21 protein-coding genes are annotated in these 24,097 nt (G+C 64.4%); 10 read left to right on the forward strand and 11 right to left on the reverse strand.

Annotation, left to right across the window (positions count from 1 at the left end):
* Positions 1 to 35 precede the first annotated feature (35 nt).
* Positions 36 to 884: a ferritin-like domain-containing protein gene (locus LDZ26_RS08200; protein ID WP_244846793.1), complete on the reverse strand. Its 849-nt coding sequence runs from the start codon at positions 882 to 884 to the stop codon at positions 36 to 38.
* Positions 885 to 1,070: 186 nt separating this feature from the next.
* On the opposite strand from LDZ26_RS08200, the gene LDZ26_RS08205 reads away from it, so the two are divergent.
* From LDZ26_RS08205 to LDZ26_RS08215, 3 genes are all read left to right on the forward strand, one after another.
* Entirely contained in the window at positions 1,071 to 1,595 is a 525-nt protein-coding gene (locus tag LDZ26_RS08205) for a gamma carbonic anhydrase family protein (RefSeq protein WP_244846794.1), read from the forward strand.
* Between the two features lie 60 nt (positions 1,596 to 1,655).
* Positions 1,656 to 2,606, forward strand: coding sequence for an Hsp33 family molecular chaperone HslO (gene hslO, locus LDZ26_RS08210; protein WP_244846795.1), 951 nt, complete (start codon positions 1,656 to 1,658; stop codon positions 2,604 to 2,606).
* Between the two features lie 148 nt (positions 2,607 to 2,754).
* Positions 2,755 to 3,102 (forward strand): hypothetical protein, encoded by a 348-nt coding sequence (locus LDZ26_RS08215; RefSeq protein ID WP_244846796.1) that lies wholly within the window; start codon positions 2,755 to 2,757, stop codon positions 3,100 to 3,102.
* Between the two features lie 79 nt (positions 3,103 to 3,181).
* Here the strand turns inward: LDZ26_RS08215 and ftsB are convergent, their stop codons facing one another.
* The 9 genes from ftsB to LDZ26_RS08260 form a co-directional block, all read right to left on the reverse strand.
* The gene (gene ftsB, locus LDZ26_RS08220) at positions 3,182 to 3,646 is read right to left on the reverse strand and encodes a cell division protein FtsB (RefSeq protein WP_175944209.1); all 465 of its coding nucleotides are present in this window, start codon (positions 3,644 to 3,646) and stop codon (positions 3,182 to 3,184) included.
* 119 nt (positions 3,647 to 3,765) lie between these two features.
* On the reverse strand, positions 3,766 to 5,049 hold the full coding sequence (eno, locus tag LDZ26_RS08225) for a phosphopyruvate hydratase (protein WP_244846797.1): 1,284 nt from the start codon (positions 5,047 to 5,049) through the stop codon (positions 3,766 to 3,768).
* Positions 5,050 to 5,228: 179 nt separating this feature from the next.
* Positions 5,229 to 6,083: a 3-deoxy-8-phosphooctulonate synthase gene (gene kdsA, locus LDZ26_RS08230; RefSeq protein ID WP_244846799.1), complete on the reverse strand. Its 855-nt coding sequence runs from the start codon at positions 6,081 to 6,083 to the stop codon at positions 5,229 to 5,231.
* Entirely contained in the window at positions 6,080 to 7,774 is a 1,695-nt protein-coding gene (locus LDZ26_RS08235; RefSeq protein WP_244846801.1) for a CTP synthase, read from the reverse strand. Before LDZ26_RS08235 ends, kdsA begins: the two co-directional genes overlap by 4 nt.
* A 158-nt stretch (positions 7,775 to 7,932) precedes the next feature.
* On the reverse strand, positions 7,933 to 8,736 hold the full coding sequence (locus LDZ26_RS08240) for an alpha/beta fold hydrolase (protein WP_244846803.1): 804 nt from the start codon (positions 8,734 to 8,736) through the stop codon (positions 7,933 to 7,935).
* A gap of 28 nt (positions 8,737 to 8,764) precedes the next feature.
* Positions 8,765 to 11,284, reverse strand: coding sequence for a ComEC/Rec2 family competence protein (locus LDZ26_RS08245; RefSeq protein WP_244849093.1), 2,520 nt, complete (start codon positions 11,282 to 11,284; stop codon positions 8,765 to 8,767).
* Between the two features lie 83 nt (positions 11,285 to 11,367).
* Positions 11,368 to 12,156: a TatD family hydrolase gene (locus LDZ26_RS08250; protein ID WP_244846804.1), complete on the reverse strand. Its 789-nt coding sequence runs from the start codon at positions 12,154 to 12,156 to the stop codon at positions 11,368 to 11,370.
* 24 nt (positions 12,157 to 12,180) lie between these two features.
* Complete coding sequence (gene lolD / locus LDZ26_RS08255; RefSeq protein ID WP_244846805.1) at positions 12,181 to 12,894, reverse strand: lipoprotein-releasing ABC transporter ATP-binding protein LolD; 714 nt, start codon at positions 12,892 to 12,894, stop codon at positions 12,181 to 12,183.
* The gene (locus LDZ26_RS08260; protein ID WP_175944223.1) at positions 12,887 to 14,140 is read right to left on the reverse strand and encodes a lipoprotein-releasing ABC transporter permease subunit; all 1,254 of its coding nucleotides are present in this window, start codon (positions 14,138 to 14,140) and stop codon (positions 12,887 to 12,889) included. Before LDZ26_RS08260 ends, lolD begins: the two co-directional genes overlap by 8 nt.
* 221 nt (positions 14,141 to 14,361) lie before the next feature.
* Between LDZ26_RS08260 and LDZ26_RS08265 the strand changes: the two genes are divergently transcribed.
* From LDZ26_RS08265 to LDZ26_RS08295, 7 genes are all read left to right on the forward strand, one after another.
* Positions 14,362 to 15,474 carry a regulator gene (locus LDZ26_RS08265; RefSeq protein ID WP_244846806.1) on the forward strand — a complete coding sequence of 371 codons (1,113 nt, stop codon included), beginning with the start codon at positions 14,362 to 14,364 and terminating at the stop codon, positions 15,472 to 15,474.
* A gap of 12 nt (positions 15,475 to 15,486) precedes the next feature.
* Positions 15,487 to 17,187 (forward strand): single-stranded-DNA-specific exonuclease RecJ, encoded by a 1,701-nt coding sequence (recJ, locus tag LDZ26_RS08270; protein ID WP_244846807.1) that lies wholly within the window; start codon positions 15,487 to 15,489, stop codon positions 17,185 to 17,187.
* A 238-nt stretch (positions 17,188 to 17,425) separates the two neighbouring features.
* Positions 17,426 to 18,530, forward strand: a protein-coding gene (prfB, locus tag LDZ26_RS08275) for a peptide chain release factor 2 (protein ID WP_244846808.1) whose coding sequence is annotated in 2 segments (ribosomal slippage) — positions 17,426 to 17,506 and positions 17,508 to 18,530 — 1,104 coding nt in all. Because the reading frame shifts where the segments join, the coding sequence is not laid out codon by codon here.
* Between the two features lie 84 nt (positions 18,531 to 18,614).
* Positions 18,615 to 20,141, forward strand: coding sequence for a lysine--tRNA ligase (gene lysS / locus LDZ26_RS08280; protein ID WP_244846809.1), 1,527 nt, complete (start codon positions 18,615 to 18,617; stop codon positions 20,139 to 20,141).
* Positions 20,142 to 20,442: 301 nt separating this feature from the next.
* Positions 20,443 to 21,225 (forward strand): hypothetical protein, encoded by a 783-nt coding sequence (locus LDZ26_RS08285; RefSeq protein WP_244846810.1) that lies wholly within the window; start codon positions 20,443 to 20,445, stop codon positions 21,223 to 21,225.
* Between the two features lie 299 nt (positions 21,226 to 21,524).
* A complete protein-coding gene (locus LDZ26_RS08290; RefSeq protein WP_244846811.1) occupies positions 21,525 to 22,058 on the forward strand; it encodes a serine protease in 534 nt (177 codons plus the stop codon).
* Between the two features lie 374 nt (positions 22,059 to 22,432).
* Positions 22,433 to 23,143, forward strand: coding sequence for a glycine zipper 2TM domain-containing protein (locus tag LDZ26_RS08295; protein ID WP_244846812.1), 711 nt, complete (start codon positions 22,433 to 22,435; stop codon positions 23,141 to 23,143).
* A gap of 74 nt (positions 23,144 to 23,217) precedes the next feature.
* Here LDZ26_RS08295 and pssA read toward each other — a convergent pair whose 3' ends face one another.
* Complete coding sequence (pssA, locus tag LDZ26_RS08300; protein ID WP_175944235.1) at positions 23,218 to 24,084, reverse strand: CDP-diacylglycerol--serine O-phosphatidyltransferase; 867 nt, start codon at positions 24,082 to 24,084, stop codon at positions 23,218 to 23,220.
* Positions 24,085 to 24,097: the final 13 nt, after the last annotated feature.

Consider the following 24,097-nt stretch of genomic DNA (forward strand, 5'->3'; position numbering starts at 1 on the left):
AATTCGTGAAAAAGGATGACCGTTCAGTATAGCGGCTACGCCGATGCGTCGAGTCCCGCGAGCGCGCGGAGTTCGGCCTCGTCGAAACCGGCGTCGCGGCGCGCCTCCAAGTTGAACGGGCCGCGCAGCTTCGGCGCGTGATACTGCTCGGCGAGGCGTTCGTAAGTGACGTGCGGATCGAGCGCAGCCTGATCGCACAGAGAGCGGAACCAGCGGTTGCCGATCAGCACGTGGCCGATCTCGTCTCGCAGGATCACGTCGAGAATGGCCGCCGACGCGTGATCGCCCGCCTGCGCGAGCCGCTTGCGGATGGGCGGCGACGCGTCGAGCCCGCGCGCCTCCAGCGTGCGCGGCACGAGCGCCATGCGCGCGAGTACGTCGCCGCGCGTGCGCTCGGCCATTTCCCAGAGTCCGTCGTGCGCGGGGAAGTCGCCGTAAGCGTGCCCGAATTCGGCGAGACGCGCGCGCAGCAGCGAGAAGTGATGCGCTTCTTCGGCCGCGACCTTGAGCCAGTCGACGTAGAACTCGGCTGGCATCGAGGAGAAGCGCCACACGGCGTCGAGCGCGAGGTTGATCGCGTTGAATTCGATGTGCGCGAGCGCGTGCAGCAGCACCGCGCGCCCGGCTTCCGACTGCATGCCGCGCCGTTTCAGCGACGAAGGCTCGACGAGTTCCGGCCGCGCCGGGCGTCCCGGCAGATCGCCGGGATCGTCGAGCGCGAGCGCCGGATCCACGTGCAACGCGCTGGATCGCACGCTCTCGTAAAGGGTACGAGCGCGTTCCGCCTTCGCGACCGGCTCGCGCTCGCGCAGAATCGCGAGCGCCGCGCGACGCGCGCAGAACGTGTCGCACGGAAAATCGGCGGGCGGGGGAAGATTCGGCATGACAGCGGCTGATCGGAAGAGGAAGGCCCGGCGGCGAAATGCCGCAAACGGCTAAAATGATGATCCGGCAGGGCAAAACATCGCGCAACTATAGCGCCGGCGTAGGCGCAGAGACGAGCCAAGACGCGCATTCTAGCGTCGCGCGGCCGGCATCCATCATCGAAGACGCAAGCCAGAGGAGACACCGTGGCGATCTACAAACTCGGCGACGACGCCCCCACCATTCACGAAAGCGTGTTTCTCGCGGATACCGCGACCATCATCGGCCGCGTCACGCTCGAAGAAAACGCGAGCGTGTGGTTCGGCGCGGCGCTGCGCGGCGATAACGAGCCGATCGTCGTCGGCCGCGGCAGCAACGTGCAGGAAGGCGCGGTGCTGCACGCCGACCCCGGCTTTCCGCTGACGATTGCGGCCAACGTCACGGTCGGCCATCAGGCGATGCTGCACGGCTGCACCGTCGGCGAAGGGTCGCTGATCGGGATTCAGGCGGTGGTCTTGAATGGCGCGGTGATCGGCCGCAACTGTCTGGTGGGCGCGGGCGCGATCGTCACCGAAGGCAAGGTTTTTCCCGACAACACGCTGATTCTCGGCGCGCCCGCGAAGGCGGTGCGCGAAATCGGCGAGGCGGACATCGCCCGCATGCGCGCGGCCACGGCGAGTTATGCCGACCGGCGCGAATACTATAAGGCGCAGCTCGTGCGCATCGGCTGAACGGCGGCGCTGCGCGAGACGCGAAGCGGCACGTTCCGCCTCAACACCCAAGGAAGAGTTGTGAACGACCAGTTGCAGAAATTCATGTTCAACGCGGCGCCGGTGCGCGGCGAGATCGTTTCGCTGCGCAATACGTGGCAGGAAGTGCTCGCGCGCCGCGCGTACCCGACCGCCGTGCGCAACGTGCTCGGCGAGATGATGGCCGCGTGCGCCCTGCTCTCGGCGAACCTCAAGTTCGACGGCACGCTCATCATGCAGATCTACGGCGACGGTCCGGTGAAGATGCTGGTCGTACAATGCAGCTCGGCTCTGACGCTGCGCGCGACGGCCAAGCTCGCGGAAGGCGCGGAAAGCACGCTTCGCGACGACATGCCGCTCGCGGAACTGCTCAACCGCAATGGTCACGGCCGCTGCGTCATCACGCTCGATCCGTCCGACAAGAAGCCGGGCCAGCAGCCGTATCAGGGCATCGTGCCGCTGTCCGGCGAGCACGGACCGCTCGCGTCGATGGCCGAGGTGCTGGAACAGTACATGCATCATTCCGAGCAGCTCGACACGCGCCTGTGGCTCGCCGCGAATACGGACCGCGCCGTCGGCATGTTGTTGCAGAAGCTGCCGGGCGATGGCGGCATCGTTCCGCATCCGGGCGAGCACGACTCCGATACGTGGCAGCGCGTCTGTCATCTCGGCAGCACGCTGTCGAACGAGGAACTGCTGAAGGAAGATCCCGAAACCGTGTTCCGGCGGCTCTTCTGGCAGGAAAACGTGCAGCACTTCGAGCCCGCGCCGGCGCGCTTCCAGTGCACCTGCTCGCGCGAAAAGGTCGGCGGCATGCTGAAGATGCTCGGGCGCGAAGAGGTGGACAGCGTGATCGAAGAACGCGGCAGCGTGGAGGTGCACTGCGAGTTCTGCAATCAACGCTACGAGTTCGACCCGGTCGACGTTGCGCAACTTTTTGTCGCAAAAGAGCTGTCGCAGGGCGTGAGTCCGGCATCGGATCAGCGGCACTGATCGGCTCGATGCCTTGTCCGGCGGGCCTCTGCGCGCGCCGGACGCGCGCCGGCCGGCCGGAGCGACCGCGCCGCGAGCGGGTTTCGGAGCACGCGCCGCGCGCTATGATTGACGCTTGATTAGTTGTCCGACCGGCTGGAGGTCGCAAATGAAAACCGCATTGCTAGTGCTGAAACTTTCGTCGTGTGCCGCCGCCGCGCTGCTCGTTAGCGGCTGCATGATGGATCCGCCGGGGCCATCGCCGATCTACAGCCGTCTGCCGAGCACGCCGACGACGGCGCAGCAGACGCTCACGCCCGACGAGCAGATGCAGCGTTACAACGAGATCGACAAGCAGGCGCTCAACGAATCGCAGCAAGCCGCGACTGCCGGCAACAACGCGAAGATGATGTCCGGCTATTACACGCCGCCCATCGGCGTGTATGGCGGCTATTCGAGCGGCGGCTGGGGCGGTCCTTACTGGGGCACGGGCGTCGGCATCGGGACGTGGTGGTAAGCCGCTCGCGCGGAACGAAAAAAAATGGCGCAGTCGATCACGACTGCGCCATTTTTATTTGCCCGCTGAATGCTTCAAATCACCCGCCTGCGCCCTGCTTCTTCTTCGCTTCGGCGGCTTTATCCTTGCGCGCCTTGCGATCCAGATCGCGCAACTCCTGCTTCGAACGCGACACCGGATTCGGCACCACGCGCAACGGCGCGGCAGATACCTGCCCGCGCGTCGAGCCGTTCATGCCCGGCACGTTCGCCGAGTTGACAGGCGCGGTCGAATTGGGCGCGACGAACTGCACGAACACCTCGCTGTCCTTCACCATGCCCATCTCATAGCGCGCCCGCTCTTCCACGGCGGCGGTGCCACTTTGCAGGTCCTGCACCTCGCCTTGCACGCGTTCGTTGCGCAGCTTCAGGTTCGTGTTCTTGTCCGTCTGCTGCGCGAGTTGCTGCTGCAATTCATGCACGCGCAGCCAGCCGCCGTGCCCCCACCAGAGCGGGTACTGGATCAGCGCCAGCAACAAGACCAGAACGACAGTTACAAGCCGCATTCACGTAGCCGAAATAAGCGCCGCCCTTCGGTCTCGTTCGACACGAGGCCGGGGCGGCGGGCAGAAGATAAGATCAACGTCCTTATCGACCAAAGCGGCGAAAGCTTTAGCGAGGACTTTTAACGCAAGTTATAAAACGCCGACTTGCCGGGATAGCTTGCGATATCGCCGAGGTCTTCTTCGATACGCAGCAACTGGTTGTACTTCGAGATGCGGTCGCTGCGCGACAGCGAACCGGTCTTGATCTGGCCGGCGTTCAGACCGACCGCGATATCCGCGATGGTCGAATCTTCCGTCTCCCCCGATCGGTGCGAGATGACCGCCGTGTAACCCGCGCGCTTTGCCATTTCGATCGCGGCGAAGGTTTCCGTCAGCGTGCCGATCTGGTTGATCTTGATGAGGATCGAGTTGGCGATGCCCCGCTCGATGCCTTCCTTCAGAATGCGCGTGTTGGTGACGAAAAGGTCGTCGCCGACGAGCTGCACCTTCTTGCCGAGGCGCTCGGTCAGCGTCTTCCAGCCGTCCCAGTCGCTTTCGTGCATGCCGTCTTCGATAGAGACGATCGGGAACTTGTCGGCGAGCGTTGCAAGGTAGTCGGCGAATTCGCCCGACGACAGTTGCAGGCCTTCGCCCGCGAGCTGGTACTTGCCGTCGTGGTAGAACTCGCTCGCCGCGCAGTCGAGCGCGAGCAGCACGTCTTCGCCCGCGCGGTAGCCGGCTTTCTCGATGGCTTGCAGAATGGTCGACAGGCACTCGTCGTTGCTGCCGAAGTTCGGCGCGAAGCCGCCTTCGTCGCCCACTGCCGTGCTCATGCCGCGATCCGACAGGATTTTCTTCAGCGCATGGAACACTTCCGCGCCGCAACGCAACGCTTCGCGGAACGTCGGCTGGCTGACCGGGACGATCATGAATTCCTGAATGTCCAGGCTGTTGTTCGCGTGCGCGCCGCCGTTCACGATGTTCATCATCGGCACGGGGAGTTGCATGGCGCCGGAGCCGCCGAAATAGCGATACAGCGGCAAGCCGGCTTCTTCGGCGGCAGCCTTGGCGACGGCCATCGACACGGCGAGCAGCGCGTTCGCGCCGAGGCGCGACTTGTTCTCGGTGCCGTCGAGTTCGAGCAGCGTCTTGTCGAGGAAAGCCTGCTCCGAGGCGTCGAGGCCCATGATGGCTTCGGAGATCTCGGTGTTGATGTGTTCGACTGCCTTCAGCACGCCCTTGCCGCCGTAGCGGCCGGCTTCGCCGTCGCGAAGTTCGATGGCCTCGCGCGAACCCGTGGATGCGCCCGACGGCACTGCGGCCCGGCCCATCGTGCCCGATTCGAGCAACACGTCGCATTCGACGGTCGGATTGCCTCGCGAATCGAGAATCTCGCGGCCGATGATATCTACGATAGCACTCATGGTTTCCTCAAATTGACGATGAATTCTGTCAGTCACGATCGAAGCGGCCAGCGCTGGCTTTACTGCTCTGCTGCACTGGCCTCGCTTCGTTGGCCTGGCTCAGACCTTCCGGCGCGCGGCCGGTTCACTACGGCGCTCGTTCGCCCTGTGACGCAGCCTAAAAACCCTGCGCGCGGGCTTTAGTTGAAGTCGTTTTCGAGAAACGGTCCGCTCTTCACCGCACGGTCGAGCGCGATGAGCGTCGTCAGCAGCGATTCCATGCGCGCGAGCGGCACTGCATTCGGACCATCCGACTTCGCGCAGGCCGGATCAGGATGCGTCTCCATGAACAGCCCGGCGACGCCCGTGGCGACCGCCGCCCGCGCCAGCACCGGCACGAACTCGCGCTGGCCGCCCGAACTCGTGCCCTGCCCGCCCGGCAACTGCACCGAGTGCGTGGCGTCGAAGACGACCGGCGCGTTGGTTTCGCGCATGATCGCGAGGGAGCGCATGTCCGACACCAGATTGTTATAGCCGAACGACACGCCGCGCTCGCACGCCATGAAGCGGTCTTCCGAGAGCCCCGCCTCGCGCGCGGCGTCGCGCGCCTTGTCGATCACGTTCTTCATGTCGTGCGGCGCGAGGAACTGGCCCTTCTTGATATTGACAGGCTTGCCGGAGCGCGCGCACGCGTGGATGAAGTCGGTCTGACGGCACAGGAACGCGGGCGTCTGCAACACGTCCACGACCGATGCGACCGCTTCGATCTCATGCTCGGCGTGAACGTCCGTGAGAACCGGCACGCCGAGTTGCTTCTTCACTTCGCCGAGAATGCGCAAGCCCTCGTTCATGCCGAGGCCGCGAAACGACTTGCCCGAACTGCGGTTCGCCTTGTCGTATGACGACTTGTAGATGAACGGGATGCCGAGCTTCTGCGTGATTTCTTTGAGTTGGCCCGCGACGTCGATGGTCATCTGCTCCGATTCGACGACGCACGTGCCCGCGATAAGGAAGAACGGCTGGTCGAGTCCCGCTTCGAAGTGACAGAGCTTCATGCCTGTGCTCCCGCCGTTGCCGCGACCGGCGCAGCGTTCTCGCCGCCCGCCGCGATGCTGTGCGCGCGCGCCGCTTCGACGAACGCCTTGAAGAGCGGATGCCCGTCGCGCGGCGTCGAGGTGAACTCGGGGTGGAACTGCACGCCGACGAACCACGGATGCATCGACTGCGGCAACTCCATCATCTCGGGCAGGTCCTCGCTCGGCGTACGGGCGCTGATGATAAGGCCGCCCGCTTCGAGCTGGGGCACGAAACGGTTATTGACCTCATAACGGTGACGATGACGCTCGTTCACATCCGTGCCGTAGATGCGCTCGGCCATCGTGCCGGGCTTGATCGGGCACTTCTGCGAGCCGAGGCGCATGGTGCCGCCCAGATCCGACTCTTCGCTGCGCTTTTCGATGCGTCCCGCGCGGTCGTACCACTCGGTGATGAGCGCGACGACCGGGTTCGTGGTGCCGGAATCGAATTCGGTGCTGTTGGCGTCCGCGAGGCCGGCGACGTCGCGCGCGAACTCGATGACCGCGAGCTGCATGCCGAGGCAGATGCCGAGATACGGCGTCTTCGACTCGCGCGCATAGCGGATCGCCTTGATCTTGCCTTCGGTGCCGCGACGGCCGAAACCGCCCGGCACGAGCACGGCGTCGAGGTGCTTCAGGCCATCGGCGCCTTCGGCTTCGATCTGCTCGGAATCGATATATTCGATGTTGACCTTGGTCGACGTGTGGATGGCCGCGTGACGCAGCGCCTCGATCAGCGACTTGTACGACTCGGTGAGTTCCACGTACTTGCCGACCATGCCGATGGTCACTTCGTGCTTCGGATTCTCCAGCTTCTCGACGAGGTCCGACCACATCTTCAGGTCGGCGGGCTTCGGCGAGAGCTTCAGTTCGTTGCAGACGATTTCGTCGAGGCCCTGGTCGTTGAGCATCTGCGGAATCTTGTAGATGCTGTCCACGTCCCACACCGAAATGACCGCTTCCTCATGCACGTTCGAGAACAGCGAAATCTTCTGGCGCTCGTCGTCCGGAATCGGGCGGTCCGCGCGGCACAAGAGCACGTTCGGATAGATACCGATTTCGCGCAGCTTCTGCACGCTATGCTGCGTGGGCTTGGTCTTGAGTTCGCCCGCGGTGGCGATGAACGGCACGAGCGTCAGGTGCACGAAGCAGGCGCTGTGGCGGCCCATGCGCAGGCTCATCTGACGCGCGGCTTCGAGGAACGGCAGCGATTCGATGTCGCCCACCGTGCCGCCGATCTCGACGATCGCGACATCCGGCTGGCCGCACGTGGCCGCAGCCGCGCCGCGCTCGACGAACGCCTGGATTTCGTTGGTGATATGCGGAATGACCTGCACCGTCTTGCCGAGATACTCGCCGCGGCGTTCCTTGCGGATCACCGATTCGTAAATCTGGCCCGTGGTGAAGTTGTTGGCCTTGCGCATCTTCGTGCTGATGAAGCGCTCATAGTGGCCGAGGTCGAGGTCCGTCTCCGCGCCGTCTTCCGTCACGAACACTTCGCCGTGCTGAAACGGGGACATCGTGCCGGGGTCGACGTTGATGTAGGGATCGAGCTTGAGGAGGGTGACTTTCAGACCGCGCGATTCGAGGATCGCGGCGAGGGAGGCGGCGGCAATACCCTTGCCGAGGGAAGAAACTACGCCGCCGGTGACGAATACATATTTGGTCATCGCTAGATGCTCGCGGGAAAAACGGATTATACCGTAAAGGCCGTCCGCGACCCAGCGGCCGACGCGCCGGAATCACGCTTGCCGATCCGCTTTTCGGTGCTTTTTCGTGGTATCCACGCGCACCATTTCCCTCCACGCTCGCGCCCTTTCGACAGCGATCAACTCATCGCGTGAAGCAGCCGCCGAATGGCGCGCGCCGTCTCGATGGGCCGCTCCATCGGAAAGAGATGGCTGCCTTCGATCCATTCGAAATGCCCGCCCGCGACGCGCCGCGTCATGCGCAGTCCGACCTGCCGCACTTCGGTGGAATGCGTGCCCGCGACGAAGCCGACGGGCACCGGCGCGCCGTGCGCGAAGCGCGCGCCGAGCGTGTGCGGCAGCGTGCGATAGATCAGATATTCGACGTGCCGGTCGAACGAGAGCGTGCGCGTGCCGTCGGCGTGCGTCTGCGGAATGCCGAAGTCGATGTAGTCGGCCAGCATGCGCTCGTCCCAGCGCGCAAATGCGGGCTTCGCGCGAAAATGCCGCCACGCTTCGTCGCGGCTCGCCCAGTGCGTGCGGCGCTTTTTCGTCGCGGCCGCCGGCGAGAGGCGTTCGTCGAGTCCAGTCCATTGCGTCGCGCGCAGCAGGCCGCTGCGCCATCCCGCGATGATCGGCGAATCCAGCATGACCACGCCCTTCACCCACTGCGGGCGCTTTTGCGCCGCCATCAGCGAAAGATAGCCGCCGAGCGAATGCCCGACGAGCCACACCTTCGGATGCTTGTCTTGCCGGTAGCGGCTCATGTCCTCGATCAGTTGATCCGCGAGATGCGGCCAACCCTGCGTGACCGGAAAGCGCGGATCGTGCCCGTATCGTTCGATGCTGCGGATCTCATAGTCGTCCGCGAGCTCGGCGAACACGGTGCGGTAAGTGGACGCCGGAAAGCCGTTCGCGTGGGAGAAATGGATGATGTCCTTCAAGCGGCTCCTCGTTCTTTTCGTATTGTTTTCAGCGCCCCATCCAGTAACGCGCGTGCGTTTGCCGGTAGCGATCGAGCACGATCTCCTCACCCATGTCGATGCGCGCCGCGCCGTCCTCGTCGGTGCGCGTGAGCGCGATGTCGCGCAACCGGTAGCGCGCGTACACCGTGGGATTTGGATGGTGAAAGCGGTTGCGATAGCCTACCTGAAATACCGCGGCGAGCGGCCCGACCGAATCGAGGAACGGCTCGGTCGACGACGTGCGGCTGCCGTGATGCGGCACGATCAGCACGTCGGCGCGCAGCGCGGCGGCATCGCGCGCGAGCAGCGTGCGTTCGACGTCCGCTTCGATATCGGCGGTGAAAAGCGCGGCGCGCCCCGCCGCGTTCGTCACCTTCAGCACGCAAGCCTGATGATTCGGCGTGCCCGTGAGCGGCCCCGGGTCGGGCCATAGCACGCGGAAATCCACGCGGTCCCATGTCCAGTGCTGGCCGGCGACGCAACGCAGCGTATCACCGCCGCGCTTCCCGGCATCGGACCAGAGCGGATGGCTTGCGGGCAGCGACGCCAGCAGTTGCCGCACCGGGACCGCTTGCAGCACTGCGGGCGCGCCGCCCGCGTGATCCGAATCGGAATGGCTCACGACGAGCGCATCCAGCGAACGCACGCCCGTTGCAAGCAGATACGGCGCGACGATGCGCTCGCCCGCGTGCGTCGACTCGGGGCCGGGACCGGCGTCGAAAAGCAGCGTGTGCCGCGCTGTCTCGACGACGAGCGCCGAGCCTTGTCCGATATCGAGCGCGGTCACGCGAAACGCGCCTTGTGCGACGCCGCTCGACGCCGGCATGACAAGCGGCAGCCACGTGAGCGGCACGGCGAAGCGCAGGGGCCAGCCGCGCGGCGCGAGCGCCCATGCCGCGCCCGCGAGCGACGCGGCGAGCGCGAACATGCCGGGCTGCGGCAAGCGCCACAGCGACCATGCGGGGCCCGCGTCGGCTAGACGTTCGAGCGCGTCGAAGAGGATGCAGAGTGCGCCGTGCGCTAGGTGAAGCATCGGTACGTCGAGCGGTGCCGGAAGGATCAGCGCGGCAAGCGTCGCCGGCGTCACGACGAAGCTGATCCAGGGAATCGCGAACGCGTTGGCGAGCGGGCCGACGAGCGGAATCTGCGAGAACCAGTAGGCGGTCAACGGCGCGAGTGACAGCGTGACGGCGTATTGAACGCGTGCGCTCGATGCCAGATGCCCGCGTATCTTGTCAGCGGCGCGGCGGCACGCGCTTGTCAGCGAGCGCGAGGGCTTACGCGACGGCGCATCGGCGACGGCTTCGCCCGACGCGCCCTCATCCGGCAGCACCGGATCACGCGCCTCCATGCCCGCGAGCCAGTCGTCGGTGTCATCGGACGGCGCTTTCTTGGCGTGCCTGCCGTACGCCGCGATGGCATGCAGAATCGCCGCCACCGCGACGAACGAGAGCCAGAATCCGGGCGATGTCACCGCCCACGGGTCCGCGATCAGCACGAACCCGAGCGCCCACGCGAGCACGAGCGACGCCGCCGGCCGCCGCCCGCCGACGAACGCGACGGCGAACACCGCGAGCGTCCACAAGGTGCGCTGCGCGGGTACGTTGAAGCCGGCGAGCGCGGCATAGAACGCCGCGAACGACGCCGCGCCGAGCGCCGCCACTTTCGGCGCCGCCACGACGAGCGGCGCCGGCACGCCACGCAAGCGGATGCGCTTCCACACGAAGCCGCAGATGAACGCCGCAAGCCCCGCGACGAAGCCGATGTGCAGGCCGGAAATGGCGACGAGATGACTCGTGCCGGTCGCGCGCAGAATGGCCCAGTCGGCATCGCTCACGGAATCCTGCGCGCCCACCGCCAGCGCGACGACGATCCCGCGATGCGGCGCATCCGCGATCACGGTTTCGATGCGCTGCCGGATGCGCGCGCGCCACCGGTCGATGGTGAGCCACGGTCCGATCGCATCGCCGCGAAGGCGTCGCGCGGGCCGGCTGGCGGACACCGAGCCGGTCGCGCGAATGCCGCGCTCGAGCAAGCTCACTTCGCTATCGCGCAACGAGAAGTTTGCGTTGGCATGCGCGCGCTTGAGCCGCGCCGTGAGCGTCCAGCGTTGACCCGCCACGAGCGCTGGCAGCGTCGCGGGCATCGAAAGCAGCCTCACGATGCGCGGGAAATCGCGTAAGCGCGCGCCGTTCGACTCGACTTCGAAGAGAAAGCGCGTGCCTTCCGCTTGCGGCTCAGGCAGACCGCGCACGAAGCCGGTCAGTTCGATATCGCGCTGCTCGAACTCGACCGGCAAGTGCTGCTGCAAGCGCACTTCGGCGCGCACGGCGGCGTAGGCGAAGCCGATTGCAGCGGCTGCAATCGCGAAAGCCACGATACGCCGCCGCCCGCGCAGCACGCAACCGACGCACGCCGCCACGCAAGCAAGTGCGAAGCAAGCCGCCCAGCCGCCGACACCCGGCAACGCGGCCTGTTGCTGCAACCACGCAACGCCCAATGCAAAACACAGCAACACCGCCCGCACGCCTCTGCTCTCTTCTATCGTCACGCGAAACGCATCCGCCCGGATCAAAATCAGTGATCCGAAGCAAATGCAACCGTGAACGATTATGAAGCCGCGAGTGCGAGCCGGGGCAGCGCGGCGTGGGCGTTAGCCGTTGTGCCTAGTGAAAGCGCGTCTTCGCCGATGCCGCGCAGTTGCGCGAGCACCTTCGCGATGCCCGCGACCTGATCCGGCGTATTGCGGCCCTTGTAGCGCCAGGCGGGCGCAATGTCGGGCGCGTCGGTTTCGAGCACGATGGCATCGAGCGGAAGATCGGCCGCGAGCCGTCTGATCTGGCGCGCCCGCTCGAACGTCAGATTGCCGCCGAAACCGAGCCGCATGCCCTGCGCGATGAACGCCTCGGCCTGCTGGAAGCTGCCGTTGAACGCATGCGCGATGCCGCAATGAATGTCGTGCACGCGCAGGCCCTTCAGCACCTTGTCCTGCGACTTGCGCACGTGGCAAATCACGGGCAACTGGAACTCGCGGGCGAGCTTCAGTTGCTCGTAGTAGAAGAACTGCTGGCGCGCGTCGTCGAGCGTCGGCACGAAGTAATCCAGCCCGATCTCGCCGATGCCGACGAAGCGCGGATCATCCATGCTCGCCGCGATCTGCTCGCGCAGCACGTGCAGATCATCGTCGGTGGCGCGCGGCGTGAATAGCGGATGGATGCCGAGCGCATACGCGCCGCCCTCGATGCGATGCGCCAGCGCGCGCACCGTATCGAAGTTCGACCGCTCGACGCCCGGAATCACGATGCGCGTCACCGCTGCGTCGATGGCCGCGCGGACCACGGCGTCGCGGTCCGCGTCGAACTCGGAGGCATCGAGGTGACAGTGCGTGTCGATCCACATGGCGTCCTCCGAGGCGCGCGGCGCTTAGACCGGCACCGGCGGCTCTTCGTGCAGCACGCCGTCGCGCAGACGCATGATGCGGTCGCAGCGCGCGGCGAGATCGGGATCGTGCGTGACGATCACGAAGCTCGTCTCCAGCGTCTGCGACAGCTCCAGCATCAGGTTGAAGACCGTATCGGCGGTGCCGCCGTCGAGGTTGCCGGTCGGCTCGTCGGCGAGCACGCACGCCGGGCGCGTGACGAGCGCCCGCGCAATAGCCACGCGCTGCCGCTCGCCGCCCGACAATGCGCCCGGCCGATGCTTCGCGCGATGCGCGATGCCGACGCGCTCCAGCATGCCCATCGCTTCCTTGCGCGCGGCGTCTTCGCTCATGCGGCGAATGCGCAGCGGCATCGCGACGTTATCGACCGCGGTGAACTCGGGCAGCAGATGATGAAACTGGTACACGAAGCCGAGCGCGCGGTTGCGCAGTTCGTTGCGCTCCTTCTCTTTCAGCTCTGTGAACGGCTTGCCGAGCAGCGAGACCTTGCCCGCGCTCGGCTCATCGAGGCCACCGAGCACATGCAGGAGCGTGCTCTTGCCGGAACCCGACGCGCCGACGATCGCGAGCTTCTCGCCGCGATAGATTTCGAGTTGTGCGTTGTCGAGCACCTGCACGTTCGAGCCGCCCTGCACGAACGCCTTCGAAATGGCGGACGCCTGCAGCACGATATTGTTTGCCGGAATCAGGTCACTCATAGCGCAGCGCCTCCGCCGGACGAACCTTCGCGCCGCGCCAGCTCGGATAGAGCGTCGCGAGCGACGACAACAGAAACGCGATGACGCCGATCTTCATGACATCGCCCGGCACGAGCTCGGACGGCAGCTCGCTGATGAAATACACCGAAGGCGGCAGGAACTGCACGCCGAGCAGATGCTCGATCATCGGCACGAGCCACGGAATGCTCCACGCGATCAGGCAGCCGAGCGACACGCCCAGCGCCGTGCCAATAAAGCCGATCGTCACGCCCTGCACCACGAATATCTTCATGATCGAGCCGGGCTGCGCGCCGAGCGTGCGCAGAATGGCGATATCGGCCTGCTTGTCGGTGACGGTCATCACGAGCGACGACACGAGATTGAACGCCGCCACCGCGATGATCAGCGTGAGAATGATGAACATCATGCGCTTTTCGATCTGCACGGCGGAGAACCACGTCTTGTTCTGCTGCGTCCAGTCGCGGATATAGAGTTCGCCGGAGAGCGTGTGCGACAGTTGCCGCGCGACTTCGGGCGCGCGCTGCATGTCTTTCAGGCGCAGGCGCACGCCGGTCGGCGCGGGCAAGCGAAAGAGCGCCTGCGCGTCGCGGATCGAAATGAGCGCGAGCGTCGAATCGTATTCGTAGTGACCGGATTCAAAGATGCCGACGACCGTGAACTGCTTGAGGCGCGGCATCATGCCCGCGGGCGTGATGGTGCCTTCGGGCGCGACGAGCGTGATTTTGTCGCCTGTCATAACGCCGAGGTTGGTCGCGAGATCGGCGCCGAGCACGATGCCGAATTCACCGGGAACCAGGTCCGCGAGCTTGCCGGCGCGCATCTCCTTGCCGATATCCGACACTTCCGGCTCCAGCGACGGTTCCACGCCGCGCAGCGCGACGCCGCTCACCGCGCCTTGCCGCGTGAGCAGCGCCTGCGCTTCGACATAGGGCGCCGCGCCGATCACTTCGGGATTGCGCTTGGCTTCCTGCGCGGTCAGTTGCCAGTTGGGCATGGAGCCGGTCGGCGAGAAGATCTCGACGTGCGCGAGCACGGAGAGCATGCGGTCGCGCACTTCCTTCTGAAAGCCGTTCATGACCGAGAGCACGACGATCAGCGCGGCGACGCCGAGCGCGATGCCCGCCATCGACACGAGCGCGATGAATGAGATGAAGCCGTTGCCTGTCGTGCGTTTGCTGGCGCGCGTGTAGCGCCAGCCGATCTGCCATTCGTACGGAAGTTTCAAGCGAATCCTTGTGTCTGGTGTTGCTGCGTGGCTGTACGACGGCGCATGACGAATGCCGTGTAAATCGCCCGTTGATGGCGGCGCATGACAGGTCCATTCGCCGCGCGCCGCGAAATTTGCGAAAGTTTGCCACACCTGGAGTCGGCGCCGTAACAAGCGCGGGTCGTGCAGCGCTCGGCGCATCGCGCCCGCGCCGATCACGCCTGCCGCTTTGCCCTACAATGCCGACCATCATGCCCGTTCCCGACCTTCACCTTCTGCTGCCGTTCGCCCTGCCCTCGGCGGCGGACGCCGCAACCGCGCTGCACGGACTGGAAAGCGCGGCGCTCGACATGCTGCTCGCCCGCGCGACGCTCGAAGAACGCGTGATCGGCGAAGATTTTCAGCGCACGCTGCCGCACGAGCGCTGGATCGCGCAACGCTTCGGGCTCGCTTCGCCGAACGCGGGCCAACGTTATGCCGACGACGCCCCGCTCGCGCCCTTCATGCTCCTCGCCGATGGCGGCGATCCCGGCGCCTCCGATGCCGGGGACGCGGCCCTTTGGGCCTGCATCGAGCCGGTTCATGTCCGCATCGCGCACGATCATCTCGTGTTGATCGACCCGGCCACGCTCGGCGTGCGCACCGAAGAAGCGCGCGCGCTGCTGGACACCGCGCGGCCGGTTATCGAAGACTTGGGGCTCGCGTTGCAGGCGCCTACGCCGCTGCGCTGGTACGTTTCGGGCGACGCGCTCGGCGCGCTCGCGGGCGCGTCGCCGTTGCGCGCGGCGGGACGCAACATCGAAATCTGGCTGCCGCACGAAGCCCGCACCGGCGAACGCTCGCGCCCGTGGATGAAGTTGCAGAACGAAGTGCAGATGGCGTGGTTCGAGCACCCGCTGAACGTCGAGCGCGAGTCGCGCGGACTGCCGCCGATCAATTCGATCTGGCTGCACGGACAAGGCGCGATGCGTCCGGTCACGCGCCCGTTCGCCGCCGTAATGTCCGATGCCGCCGCCACGCGCGGCCTCGCGCTCGCTTCAGGCGTGAAACCGTCGACGCCGCCGGAGTCGTTTGCAGCGCTTCCGAAAGGCGGCGAAGGCGCGACGCTCGTCGAACTGGACCCGTTCTCCGCGCCTTTCATCGAGCAGGACTGGGCGCGCTGGAACGCCGCGCTGAAGACGCTCGAAGACGCGTGGTTCGCGCCGGCGCTCGATGCGCTATCGAACGCTTCGCTCAAGCGCCTGCGTCTCACGTTATGCGGCGATACCGGCTCGGTCACGCTATCGGTCACGCGCGGCGACTTGCGCAAGTTCTGGCGCCGCCGGCCGATTGCGGCGCTTCTCATCGAATAAGGCTCTTTCCGCATGACGCGAATCGTTACCCGCGCCTCGTCCCCCGCCGATGCCGAAGCCCTGATGCGCCACGGCCTGCATCCCGTGATCGCGCGGCTCTACGCGGCGCGCGGCGTCACGTCGCCGGACGAAGTCGAAACCGAGTTGAAGCGCCTGCACGCGCCGGTCGGCCTGAAGGGCTGCGACGCCGCCGCCGCCGTGCTCGCCGATGCGCTCGCGGCGGGCAAGCGCATGCTCGTCGTCGCGGACTACGACTGCGACGGCGCGACCGCCTGCGCGGTCGCCGTGCGCGGCCTGCGCATGTTCGGCGCGACCATCGACTATCTCGTGCCGAACCGCTTTGAATACGGCTACGGACTGACGCCCGAGATCGTCGAACTGGCCGCGCGCTCGCCGCTCGGCACGCCCGACTTGCTGATCACCGTCGATAACGGCATCGCGAGCGTCGAAGGCGTCGCGGCGGCCAACGCGCTCGGCATCGACGTCGTCGTGACCGATCATCACCTGCCCGGCGACGAACTGCCGGCCGCCCGCGCGATCGTCAATCCGAATCAGCCGGGCTGCGGCTTTCCGAGCAAATGCATCGCGGGCGTCGGCGTGATGTTCTACGTGCTGCTCGCGCTGCGTGCGGAGTTGCGCCGGCGCGGCGCGTACGAGCGCACGCCGGAGCCGCGTCTCGACGGCTTGCTCGATCTCGTCGCGCTCGGCACCGTGGCCGACGTCGTGAAGCTCGACGGCAACAACCGCATCCTCGTCGCGCAGGGTTTGAAGCGCATCCGCGCGGGCCGCATGCAGCCGGGCATCGCCGCGCTGTTCCGCGCGGCGGGCCGCGATGCGCGCGCCGCGTCGGGCTTCGATCTCGGCTTCGCGCTCGGGCCGCGCCTGAACGCGGCGGGACGGCTCTCGGACATGTCGCTCGGCATCGAATGCTTGACGACCGACGACATCGGCCGCGCATGGGAACTCGCGCAGCAGCTGGACGCGATGAACCGCGAGCGGCGCGAAATCGAAGCCGGCATGCAGCAACAGGCGCTCGCCGAACTGCAATCGTTCGATGCCGGCGAGCGCGCGACGCTCACGCTCTACGACGCGAGCTGGCATCAGGGCGTGATCGGCATCGTCGCGGGACGGCTGAAGGAGCGCTTTCACCGGCCGTCGTTCACGTTCGCGCACGCCGACGACGCGGGCACGCTCTCGAAAGGCTCCGGCCGCTCGATTCCGGGCTTCCATCTGCGCGATGCCGTCGATCTCATCAGCAAGCGGGAGCCCGGTCTCATCCACAAGTTCGGCGGCCACGCGATGGCGGCGGGCCTCACGCTCGCCACCGCCGACATTCCGCGCTTCACCGACGCGTTCGAAGCGGTCGGCCGCGAGTGGCTGACCGCCGACGCGCTCTCGCGGACCATCGAGACGGACGGCGAGCTGGAGGATGCGTACTTCACGCCGCAATTCATCGAGCTGCTGGACGCGGCGGTCTGGGGACAGGGCTTTCCGGCGCCGACGTTTTCGGGCGAGTTCGACGTCGCTTCGCAATCGCTCGTGAAAGACAAGCACCTGAAGCTGCAATTGATGCGCGGTCGTCAGCGTTTCAACGCGATCTGGTTCAACCACGTCGATCCGCTGCCACCGCGCGCGACGGTCGCGTACCGGCTCGTCAGCGATTCGTGGAACGGCGTGGCGCGCGTGCAGCTGATCGTCGAGCACGCGGCTTAAGCGGAGTCGGCATGCGCCCGCGCAACATTCACTGATCGCCGGCTCGCCAATACGGTCGCGCGATTACGGCCGGCGTTCCCGCTGGCAAGGAACACCGAGCCTTGCGCGAGGCGCCTGCACGCGGACGACAAAGCGCCCCGCTTCGCGCGTAGCGGCGTGCGTCCGCCTGCGCCGCCAGCGCGGGAAAAGCGTGTCGATCGGCTATAATTTGACCTTTTTACGAAGCCGAAGATCGACAATGGAAGCAGAACGTCTCAACGCGATCGAAAGCCTTCTGGCCGACCTGCGCCGCCGCGCGGGCGAGCTACGGGGGTATCTTTGACTACGACGCCAAGTCCGCGCGTCTAGCCGAAGTCAACAAGGAACTCGAAGACCCGAACGTCTGGAACGACTCGAAGAACGCGCAGGCGCTCGGTCGTGAAAAGAAGCTGCTCGACGGCGTGGTGTCGACGCTTTCCGCCCTCGACAACGATCTGCGCGACGCCGAAGAACTCTTCGAGATGGCGCGCGAGGAAGGCGACGAAGACACGCTCGTCGCCTGCGAATCCGACGCCGACGCATTGAGAGCGCGCGTCGAAGACATGGAATTCCGCCGGATGTTCTCGAATCCGGCCGATCCGAACAACTGCTTCATCGACATTCAGGCGGGCGCGGGCGGCACCGAGGCGTGCGACTGGGCGTCCATGCTGCTGCGCCAGTACCTGCGCTATTGCGAGCGCAAGGGCTTCAAGACCGAAGTGCTCGAAGAATCCGAAGGCGACGTCGCCGGCATCAAGAGCGCGACGATCAAGGTCGAAGGCGAGTACGCGTACGGCTATCTGCGCACCGAAACCGGCATTCACCGGCTCGTGCGCAAGTCGCCGTTCGATTCGTCGGGCGGGCGGCACACGTCGTTCTCGTCGGTGTTCGTGTATCCGGAAATCGACGACTCCATCGAGATCGAGATCAATCCGGCCGATATTCGCACGGACACGTATCGCGCATCGGGCGCGGGCGGCCAGCACATCAACAAGACGGACTCCGCCGTGCGTCTCACGCACGCGCCGACCGGCATCGTCGTGCAGTGCCAGAACGACCGCTCGCAGCACCGCAACCGCGCCGAAGCCATGCAGATGCTCAAGGCGCGTCTGTACGAATTCGAAATGCGCAAGCGTCAGGCGGAGCAGGACAAGCTCGAATCCAGCAAGACGGACGTGGGCTGGGGCCATCAGATCCGCTCGTACGTGCTCGACCAGAGCCGCGTGAAGGACCTTCGCACCAACGTCGAAATGAGCAACACGCGCGCCGTGCTCGACGGCGACCTCGACGACTTCATCAGCGCGAGCCTGAAACAGGGCGTTTAAGTCCTGCGGCGGCGCGGCCCTCCGGTCGCGCCGCGTTCGTTAAATTCGCCGCGCATCTGCCGCATTCCAAAGCCAAGAATCATCATGACCGAACCGACTCAGACGAGCGCCGCTCCCGAACTGGAAGACAACCAGATCATCGCCGAGCGCCGCGACAAGCTGCGCTCGCTGCGTGAGCAAGGCGTCGCCTATCCGAACGACTTCCGCCCGACGCATCAGGCGGCCGCGCTGCAAAGCGACTACGCCGAGACCGACAAGGAGACGCTCGAAGCGAATCCCCTGCCCGTCGCGCTCGCGGGCCGCATGATGCTCAAGCGCGTGATGGGCAAGGCGAGCTTCGCGACGGTTCAGGACGGCAGCGGCCAGATTCAGTTCTTCGTGACGCCCGCCGATGTCGGCGCGGACGTCTACGAGGCATTCAAGAAGTGGGATCTGGGCGACATCATCGCGGCAAAAGGCGTGCTGTTTCGCACGAACAAGGGCGAGCTGTCGGTGCGCTGCACGGAACTGCGGCTCTTGTCGAAGGCGCTGCGTCCGCTGCCGGACAAGTTCCACGGCCTCGCCGATCAGGAAACGCGCTATCGCCAGCGTTACGTCGATCTGATCGTCACGCCGGAGTCGCGCAAGACGTTCATGGCGCGCACGAAGGCCGTCACGTCGATTCGCAACTTCATGGCGCAGGCGAACTTCATGGAAGTCGAAACGCCGATGCTGCACCCGATTCCGGGCGGCGCGGCGGCGAAGCCTTTTGTCACGCACCACAACGCGCTCGACATGCAGATGTTCCTGCGCATCGCGCCGGAGCTTTATCTCAAGCGGCTGATCGTCGGCGGCTTCGAGCGCGTGTTCGAGATCAATCGTAATTTCCGGAACGAAGGCGTGTCGCCGCGCCACAACCCGGAATTCACGATGATGGAGTTCTACGCGGCGTACACGGATTACCGCTGGCTGATGGACTTCACCGAACAACTGATCCGTCAGGCCGCCGTCGATGCGCTCGGCACCGCGACCATCACGTATCAGGGACGCGAGCTGGATTTGTCGAAGCCGTTCCATCGCCTGACCATCAATCAGGCGATTCAAAAGTACGCGCCGCAGTACACCGACGCGCAGCTTGCCGACGCCGTGTTCCTGCGCGCGGAGCTGAAGAAGTTCGGCGTCGATACGACGCAGCCCGCCTTCCTGAACGCAGGCATCGGCGCGTTGCAGCTCGCGCTCTTCGAAGAGACCGCGGAATCGCAGTTGTGGGAACCGACGTATATCGTCGACTATCCGGTGGAAGTGTCGCCGCTCGCGCGGGCGTCGGATTCGGTGCCGGGCATCACGGAGCGCTTCGAGTTGTTCATCACGGGCCGCGAGATTGCGAACGGGTTCTCGGAACTGAACGATCCGGAAGATCAGGCCGCGCGCTTCCAGAAGCAGGTCGATCAGAAAGACGCGGGCGACGAGGAAGCCATGTACTTCGACGCCGACTATATTCGCGCGCTCGAGTACGGCATGCCGCCGACGGGCGGCTGCGGCATCGGCATCGACCGTCTGGTGATGCTGCTGACCGACAGCCCGAGCATCCGCGATGTGATTCTGTTTCCGCATCTGCGTCGGGAAGAGTGAACGAACAGTGCGGTTTGTGTCCGGTGAAAAGCGCGTCCTTCGGGGCGCGTTTTTTTTGGTCGTTGGCGGATGTCCGGGGAACCGTTCGCGATAGGCTTCGTTCGGCCAAGAGCAGTCGACACCAATGCATACATCGTTGACAATGAGCGGCGCCGCGTCGAAAGCATGCGGGAGTTTAGCCTGGCGTCTCTAATCGAAACGAGTATCAAATGATGTCGAATACGAGAAAACTCAGGACAACACCTACAATAATCTTGCGGTGCTTTGCCCTAGTGATCATGATATAGCCCATCAAGGTGGATTGACCCTTCGTCTTACTGATAAACAGCTCCGTAAGGCCAAGGAAAATTGGGAAAAGCAAGTTCAAATCGCAAATGCACAGCGCGCCGCGCAAACAATCGAAGTCGACGATGATGCGATTGACTATGTCAATGTCAAGCGCATCGAGGAGCTTTGCGTACGGCTATTCAAGAAGATTCCCAAAACGTCCCTAACACCCAACCTACGACGCGCGGGCATACTCGGTGCTAACAATTCATTCGACCAAAAATACGTTCAGACCAATCTTTCTGGCGGACGTTATCTCTTCGATTACATAACTAATCAAGAGACAGAACATTACAAACAGCTAATGCAAGAGATTGCAAAAGTGACTGATTTCATTGACCTAGATTCAGTCGCATCTTGCGGATTTGACAAGTTAAAATCGACAGAGGGCAAGTACGCTTTTTTCATTGGTGGTGTAACCGCGAAGCGCCCAACATTTCCGATCGCCGCAAATACGCCGCCGATTATCGTTCGTTACTCAAGAAAAAATCTAAAAATCGAATGGATCCTGGATCCGAGCTTTTTGATGTCCATGTCGGCAATACATCGAATTGGCGGCAAAAATCGATATATTATCTACTGTCTAATTCGCACTGTCGAGAAGCAATCAAACGGCGTTGCTTCAGTTAAGGCGAGCCCTTTGCTCATTGCCCAGCCGACGCCTTACGTCGACAAAACACCGACAATTGCCTACGAGCGACTTTATGAGCGTTATGTCGATGATCACCTGATCGATGATGAGGCAGCCAATTCCTGATTCACCGTAACAGCGTCATCTGTAAGTCGGAGGCAGCCGTTTTGCCAGCAATATCTTGAACCTCGACTGTCTGTCATCGAGAAAATTGAACGGCGGAACAGGGTCGCCTAGGGCCGGCCGCATTTGGCGGAAGGCGCCCGTTTTGGTCACTCTACGCGACATGCGACGTCGCTAGCAACCCGGAGGCCTGATGCCGTGAAGGAAACGAAACCTGTCAAAAATGTAGACCGGTGAGAAATTGTAATGCGCGGGCGCGGTGTAGATTTCGTGGCGATTCCGTTGGCTATGCCAGACAATGTATGTGCCTGTCAAACCGCGCATTACCGCTTGTTTCCGACATTTCTTTGGGTGTGGGCGCTGACCTTTTCATTGTGGGGTTCCCCTATGGATATATTCCCATTCAACCGTTTCCTGTTTATAAGAGAGGAACGATTGCAAGTGAACCTTTGCTGTCGCATGAAGATTTGCCGTATTTTTTGATTGATGCGAACACTGCGCCAGGAATGTCTGGATCGCCCGTTTTCGCGATCGAGAAGCGGCTAAAGATGCTGGCAACTTTCGAAGAAGCCGAGACTTTGGAAAAGGTCTCTTCCGGGAAGTCGGGCGCACTAGAAGCCCTAGCCTCGCTAGGGGCGTTCGCAAGTCAGACACCACATTGGGAAACGGACTATAGACTCGTCGGAATTTATTCCTCTCGCATCACAGGGCCGACGGGAAAGAGCGGACAGGGTGATTACGGCTTGGGGAAGGTTTGGCGTATTGAAGCGCTGGTCGAGGCATTCCAAGTTGGAAATGTAGTGAATCATCCCTTCCCACCTCACCAAGTGAGTTAAACTTCGTGCAGTCGGACCAACTTCATTATAAATGACTCTATAAAAACCGGCAGTTCGACGCGACTGCGAGACTCGATGTGTGCCCTCCTTAAATGCGTGACGGTCCACAGTGAGTGCCGCGTTCCTCCCTTACACGCATCCGTGTCAGGTCCTCGAGATCTCGGTCGAGCGGCCGCTATCAAGCACGGTCGGTGACTGCTTTGGGTCGCATACGGCCTGTCTCGGCAATCCCCGAAGATCCATATTCGCCCGTCACGCCTGGCATCCAACGTGCTTCTGCCAAGAAAAACGCGGTTACAACCTGAAAAAGCGCCGATGCGGCATCTGCGCCAGAATTGACGCTATCGGCACTTCGCCTCGAACGGAGGTCAAAAATGGACAACGGGACCAACAACATCACGCCCACGCCCGGCACGGGCGAGCCGCGCCGCCTGCATCCGCTGGTTGCGACGGCTGCGGGCGCAGTCATCGTCGCGAGCCTCGCGGCAACGGCCGCCGTGACCGGGATCTTCCCCGGCGCGCACAGCAATTCCGCGCAGAACGCGCAGACGCAGACCGCCGCGGTCGCCCAGCAACAACCAGTGGTCGCGCCCGCCGCGCCGTCGGCCGCCCAGCCGGTAGTCGCGCAAACCGCGCCCGCGCCTGCACCGGCGGCGCAAACCGCGACTCAGCCGGTACAGCAAGCACCCGTACAGCAGCAGCCTGCGCAACCATCATACGCACAGCAGCCGCCGCAACACCCGGCCTATTGCTCAACGTGCGGCACCGTCGAAGCCATCTCCGCGGTGCGTCGCGAAGGGCACGGAACCGGCATCGGCGCGGTCGGGGGCGCGGTGGCGGGCGGCGTCGTCGGGAATCAGTTCGGACGCGGCGGCGGCCGCACTGCGATGACGCTGCTCGGCGCGCTCGGCGGTGGGCTCGCGGGCAACTCGGTCGAAAAGCACCTGCGCAGCGAGACCGATTACTCGGTACGCGTGCGGATGGAAAACGGCAAGACGCGTTATTTCACCTATCATCAGCAGCCGCCGTTCGCGCAGGGGCAGCATGTGCGCGTGCATAACGGAACGCTGGTCGACGCGGGCTGATAGGCCGACCGCCTCACGCAAAAAGGGCGACGGGGTCAGCAACCCGCCGCCCTTTTGTATCGCCAAAACCCGCGTTAGTGGTCGCGCTGAGAACTGCGCGCCGGATTCGGTCTGCCGCGCATGGCCATGTACGCCCACCAGACGTAGCCCGAGAAGCCATACAGCACGAAGAGGCAAAACAGCATGACGGGCGGATCCGACGAAACGAGCACGAACGCCACCACGACCAACAATACGCCCGCGAACGGCACCCGATAGCGCACATCGAGCGCCTTGCCGCTGTAGAACGGCGCGTTCGACACCATCGTGACGCCCGCGTAGACGGTCAGCGCGAACGCGACCCACGGCAGCCACACGAGCTTGAGCGGCACGCGATTGTCGGTCGCGAGCCACACGAAGCCGGCGATCAGCGCCGCCGCGGCCGGACTCGGCAAGCCCTGGAAATAGCGCTTGTCGACCACGCCGACGTTCGTGTTGAAGCGCGCGAGCCGCAGCGCCGCGCCCGAGCAGTACACGAACGCCGCGAGCCAGCCCCAGCGCCCGAGGTCCTTCAGCACCCATTCGTACATGACGAGCGCCGGCGCGACGCCGAACGACACCATGTCCGACAGGCTGTCGAACTGCTCGCCGAATGCGCTCTGCGTATGCGTCATGCGCGCGACGCGGCCGTCCATGCCGTCGAGCACCATCGCGACGAAAATGGCGATGGCCGCGATCTCGAAGCGCACGTTCATCGCCTGCACCACGGCGAAGAAGCCGCAGAAGAGCGCGGCCGTGGTGAACGCATTCGGCAGCAGATAGATGCCGCGCTTCCTCAGGAATTGCTGCCGCTTCGCGCGCCGCGTTTCCACGGCGCCGACATCTTGCACCGCCTTGTTGCGACGAAACGCGCGCGGCGGCGCCCCGTTCATGCGGTTCCGGCGCGGTTTGAATGCCGCCATCGACGCCTCCGCG

Source organism: Caballeronia sp. SL2Y3 (assembly GCF_022879575.1).
Lineage (GTDB): Bacteria > Pseudomonadota > Gammaproteobacteria > Burkholderiales > Burkholderiaceae > Caballeronia.

Bases quoted from the DNA above. Each gene is read 5' to 3' on its own strand.
- LDZ26_RS08200 (WP_244846793.1), bottom strand. From the start codon at position 884: ATGCCGAATCTTCCCCCGCCCGCCGATTTTCCGTGCGACACGTTCTGC.
- LDZ26_RS08215 (WP_244846796.1), top strand. From the start codon at position 2,755: ATGAAAACCGCATTGCTAGTGCTGAAACTTTCGTCGTGTGCCGCCGCC.
- ftsB (WP_175944209.1), bottom strand. From the start codon at position 3,646: ATGCGGCTTGTAACTGTCGTTCTGGTCTTGTTGCTGGCGCTGATCCAG.
- eno (WP_244846797.1), bottom strand. From the start codon at position 5,049: ATGAGTGCTATCGTAGATATCATCGGCCGCGAGATTCTCGATTCGCGA.
- kdsA (WP_244846799.1), bottom strand. From the start codon at position 6,083: ATGAAGCTCTGTCACTTCGAAGCGGGACTCGACCAGCCGTTCTTCCTT.
- LDZ26_RS08235 (WP_244846801.1), bottom strand. From the start codon at position 7,774: ATGACCAAATATGTATTCGTCACCGGCGGCGTAGTTTCTTCCCTCGGC.
- LDZ26_RS08250 (WP_244846804.1), bottom strand. From the start codon at position 12,156: ATGTGGATCGACACGCACTGTCACCTCGATGCCTCCGAGTTCGACGCG.
- lolD (WP_244846805.1), bottom strand. From the start codon at position 12,894: ATGAGTGACCTGATTCCGGCAAACAATATCGTGCTGCAGGCGTCCGCC.
- LDZ26_RS08265 (WP_244846806.1), top strand. From the start codon at position 14,362: ATGCCGACCATCATGCCCGTTCCCGACCTTCACCTTCTGCTGCCGTTC.
- recJ (WP_244846807.1), top strand. From the start codon at position 15,487: ATGACGCGAATCGTTACCCGCGCCTCGTCCCCCGCCGATGCCGAAGCC.
- lysS (WP_244846809.1), top strand. From the start codon at position 18,615: ATGACCGAACCGACTCAGACGAGCGCCGCTCCCGAACTGGAAGACAAC.
- LDZ26_RS08290 (WP_244846811.1), top strand. From the start codon at position 21,525: ATGTGCCTGTCAAACCGCGCATTACCGCTTGTTTCCGACATTTCTTTG.
- LDZ26_RS08295 (WP_244846812.1), top strand. From the start codon at position 22,433: ATGGACAACGGGACCAACAACATCACGCCCACGCCCGGCACGGGCGAG.
- pssA (WP_175944235.1), bottom strand. From the start codon at position 24,084: ATGGCGGCATTCAAACCGCGCCGGAACCGCATGAACGGGGCGCCGCCG.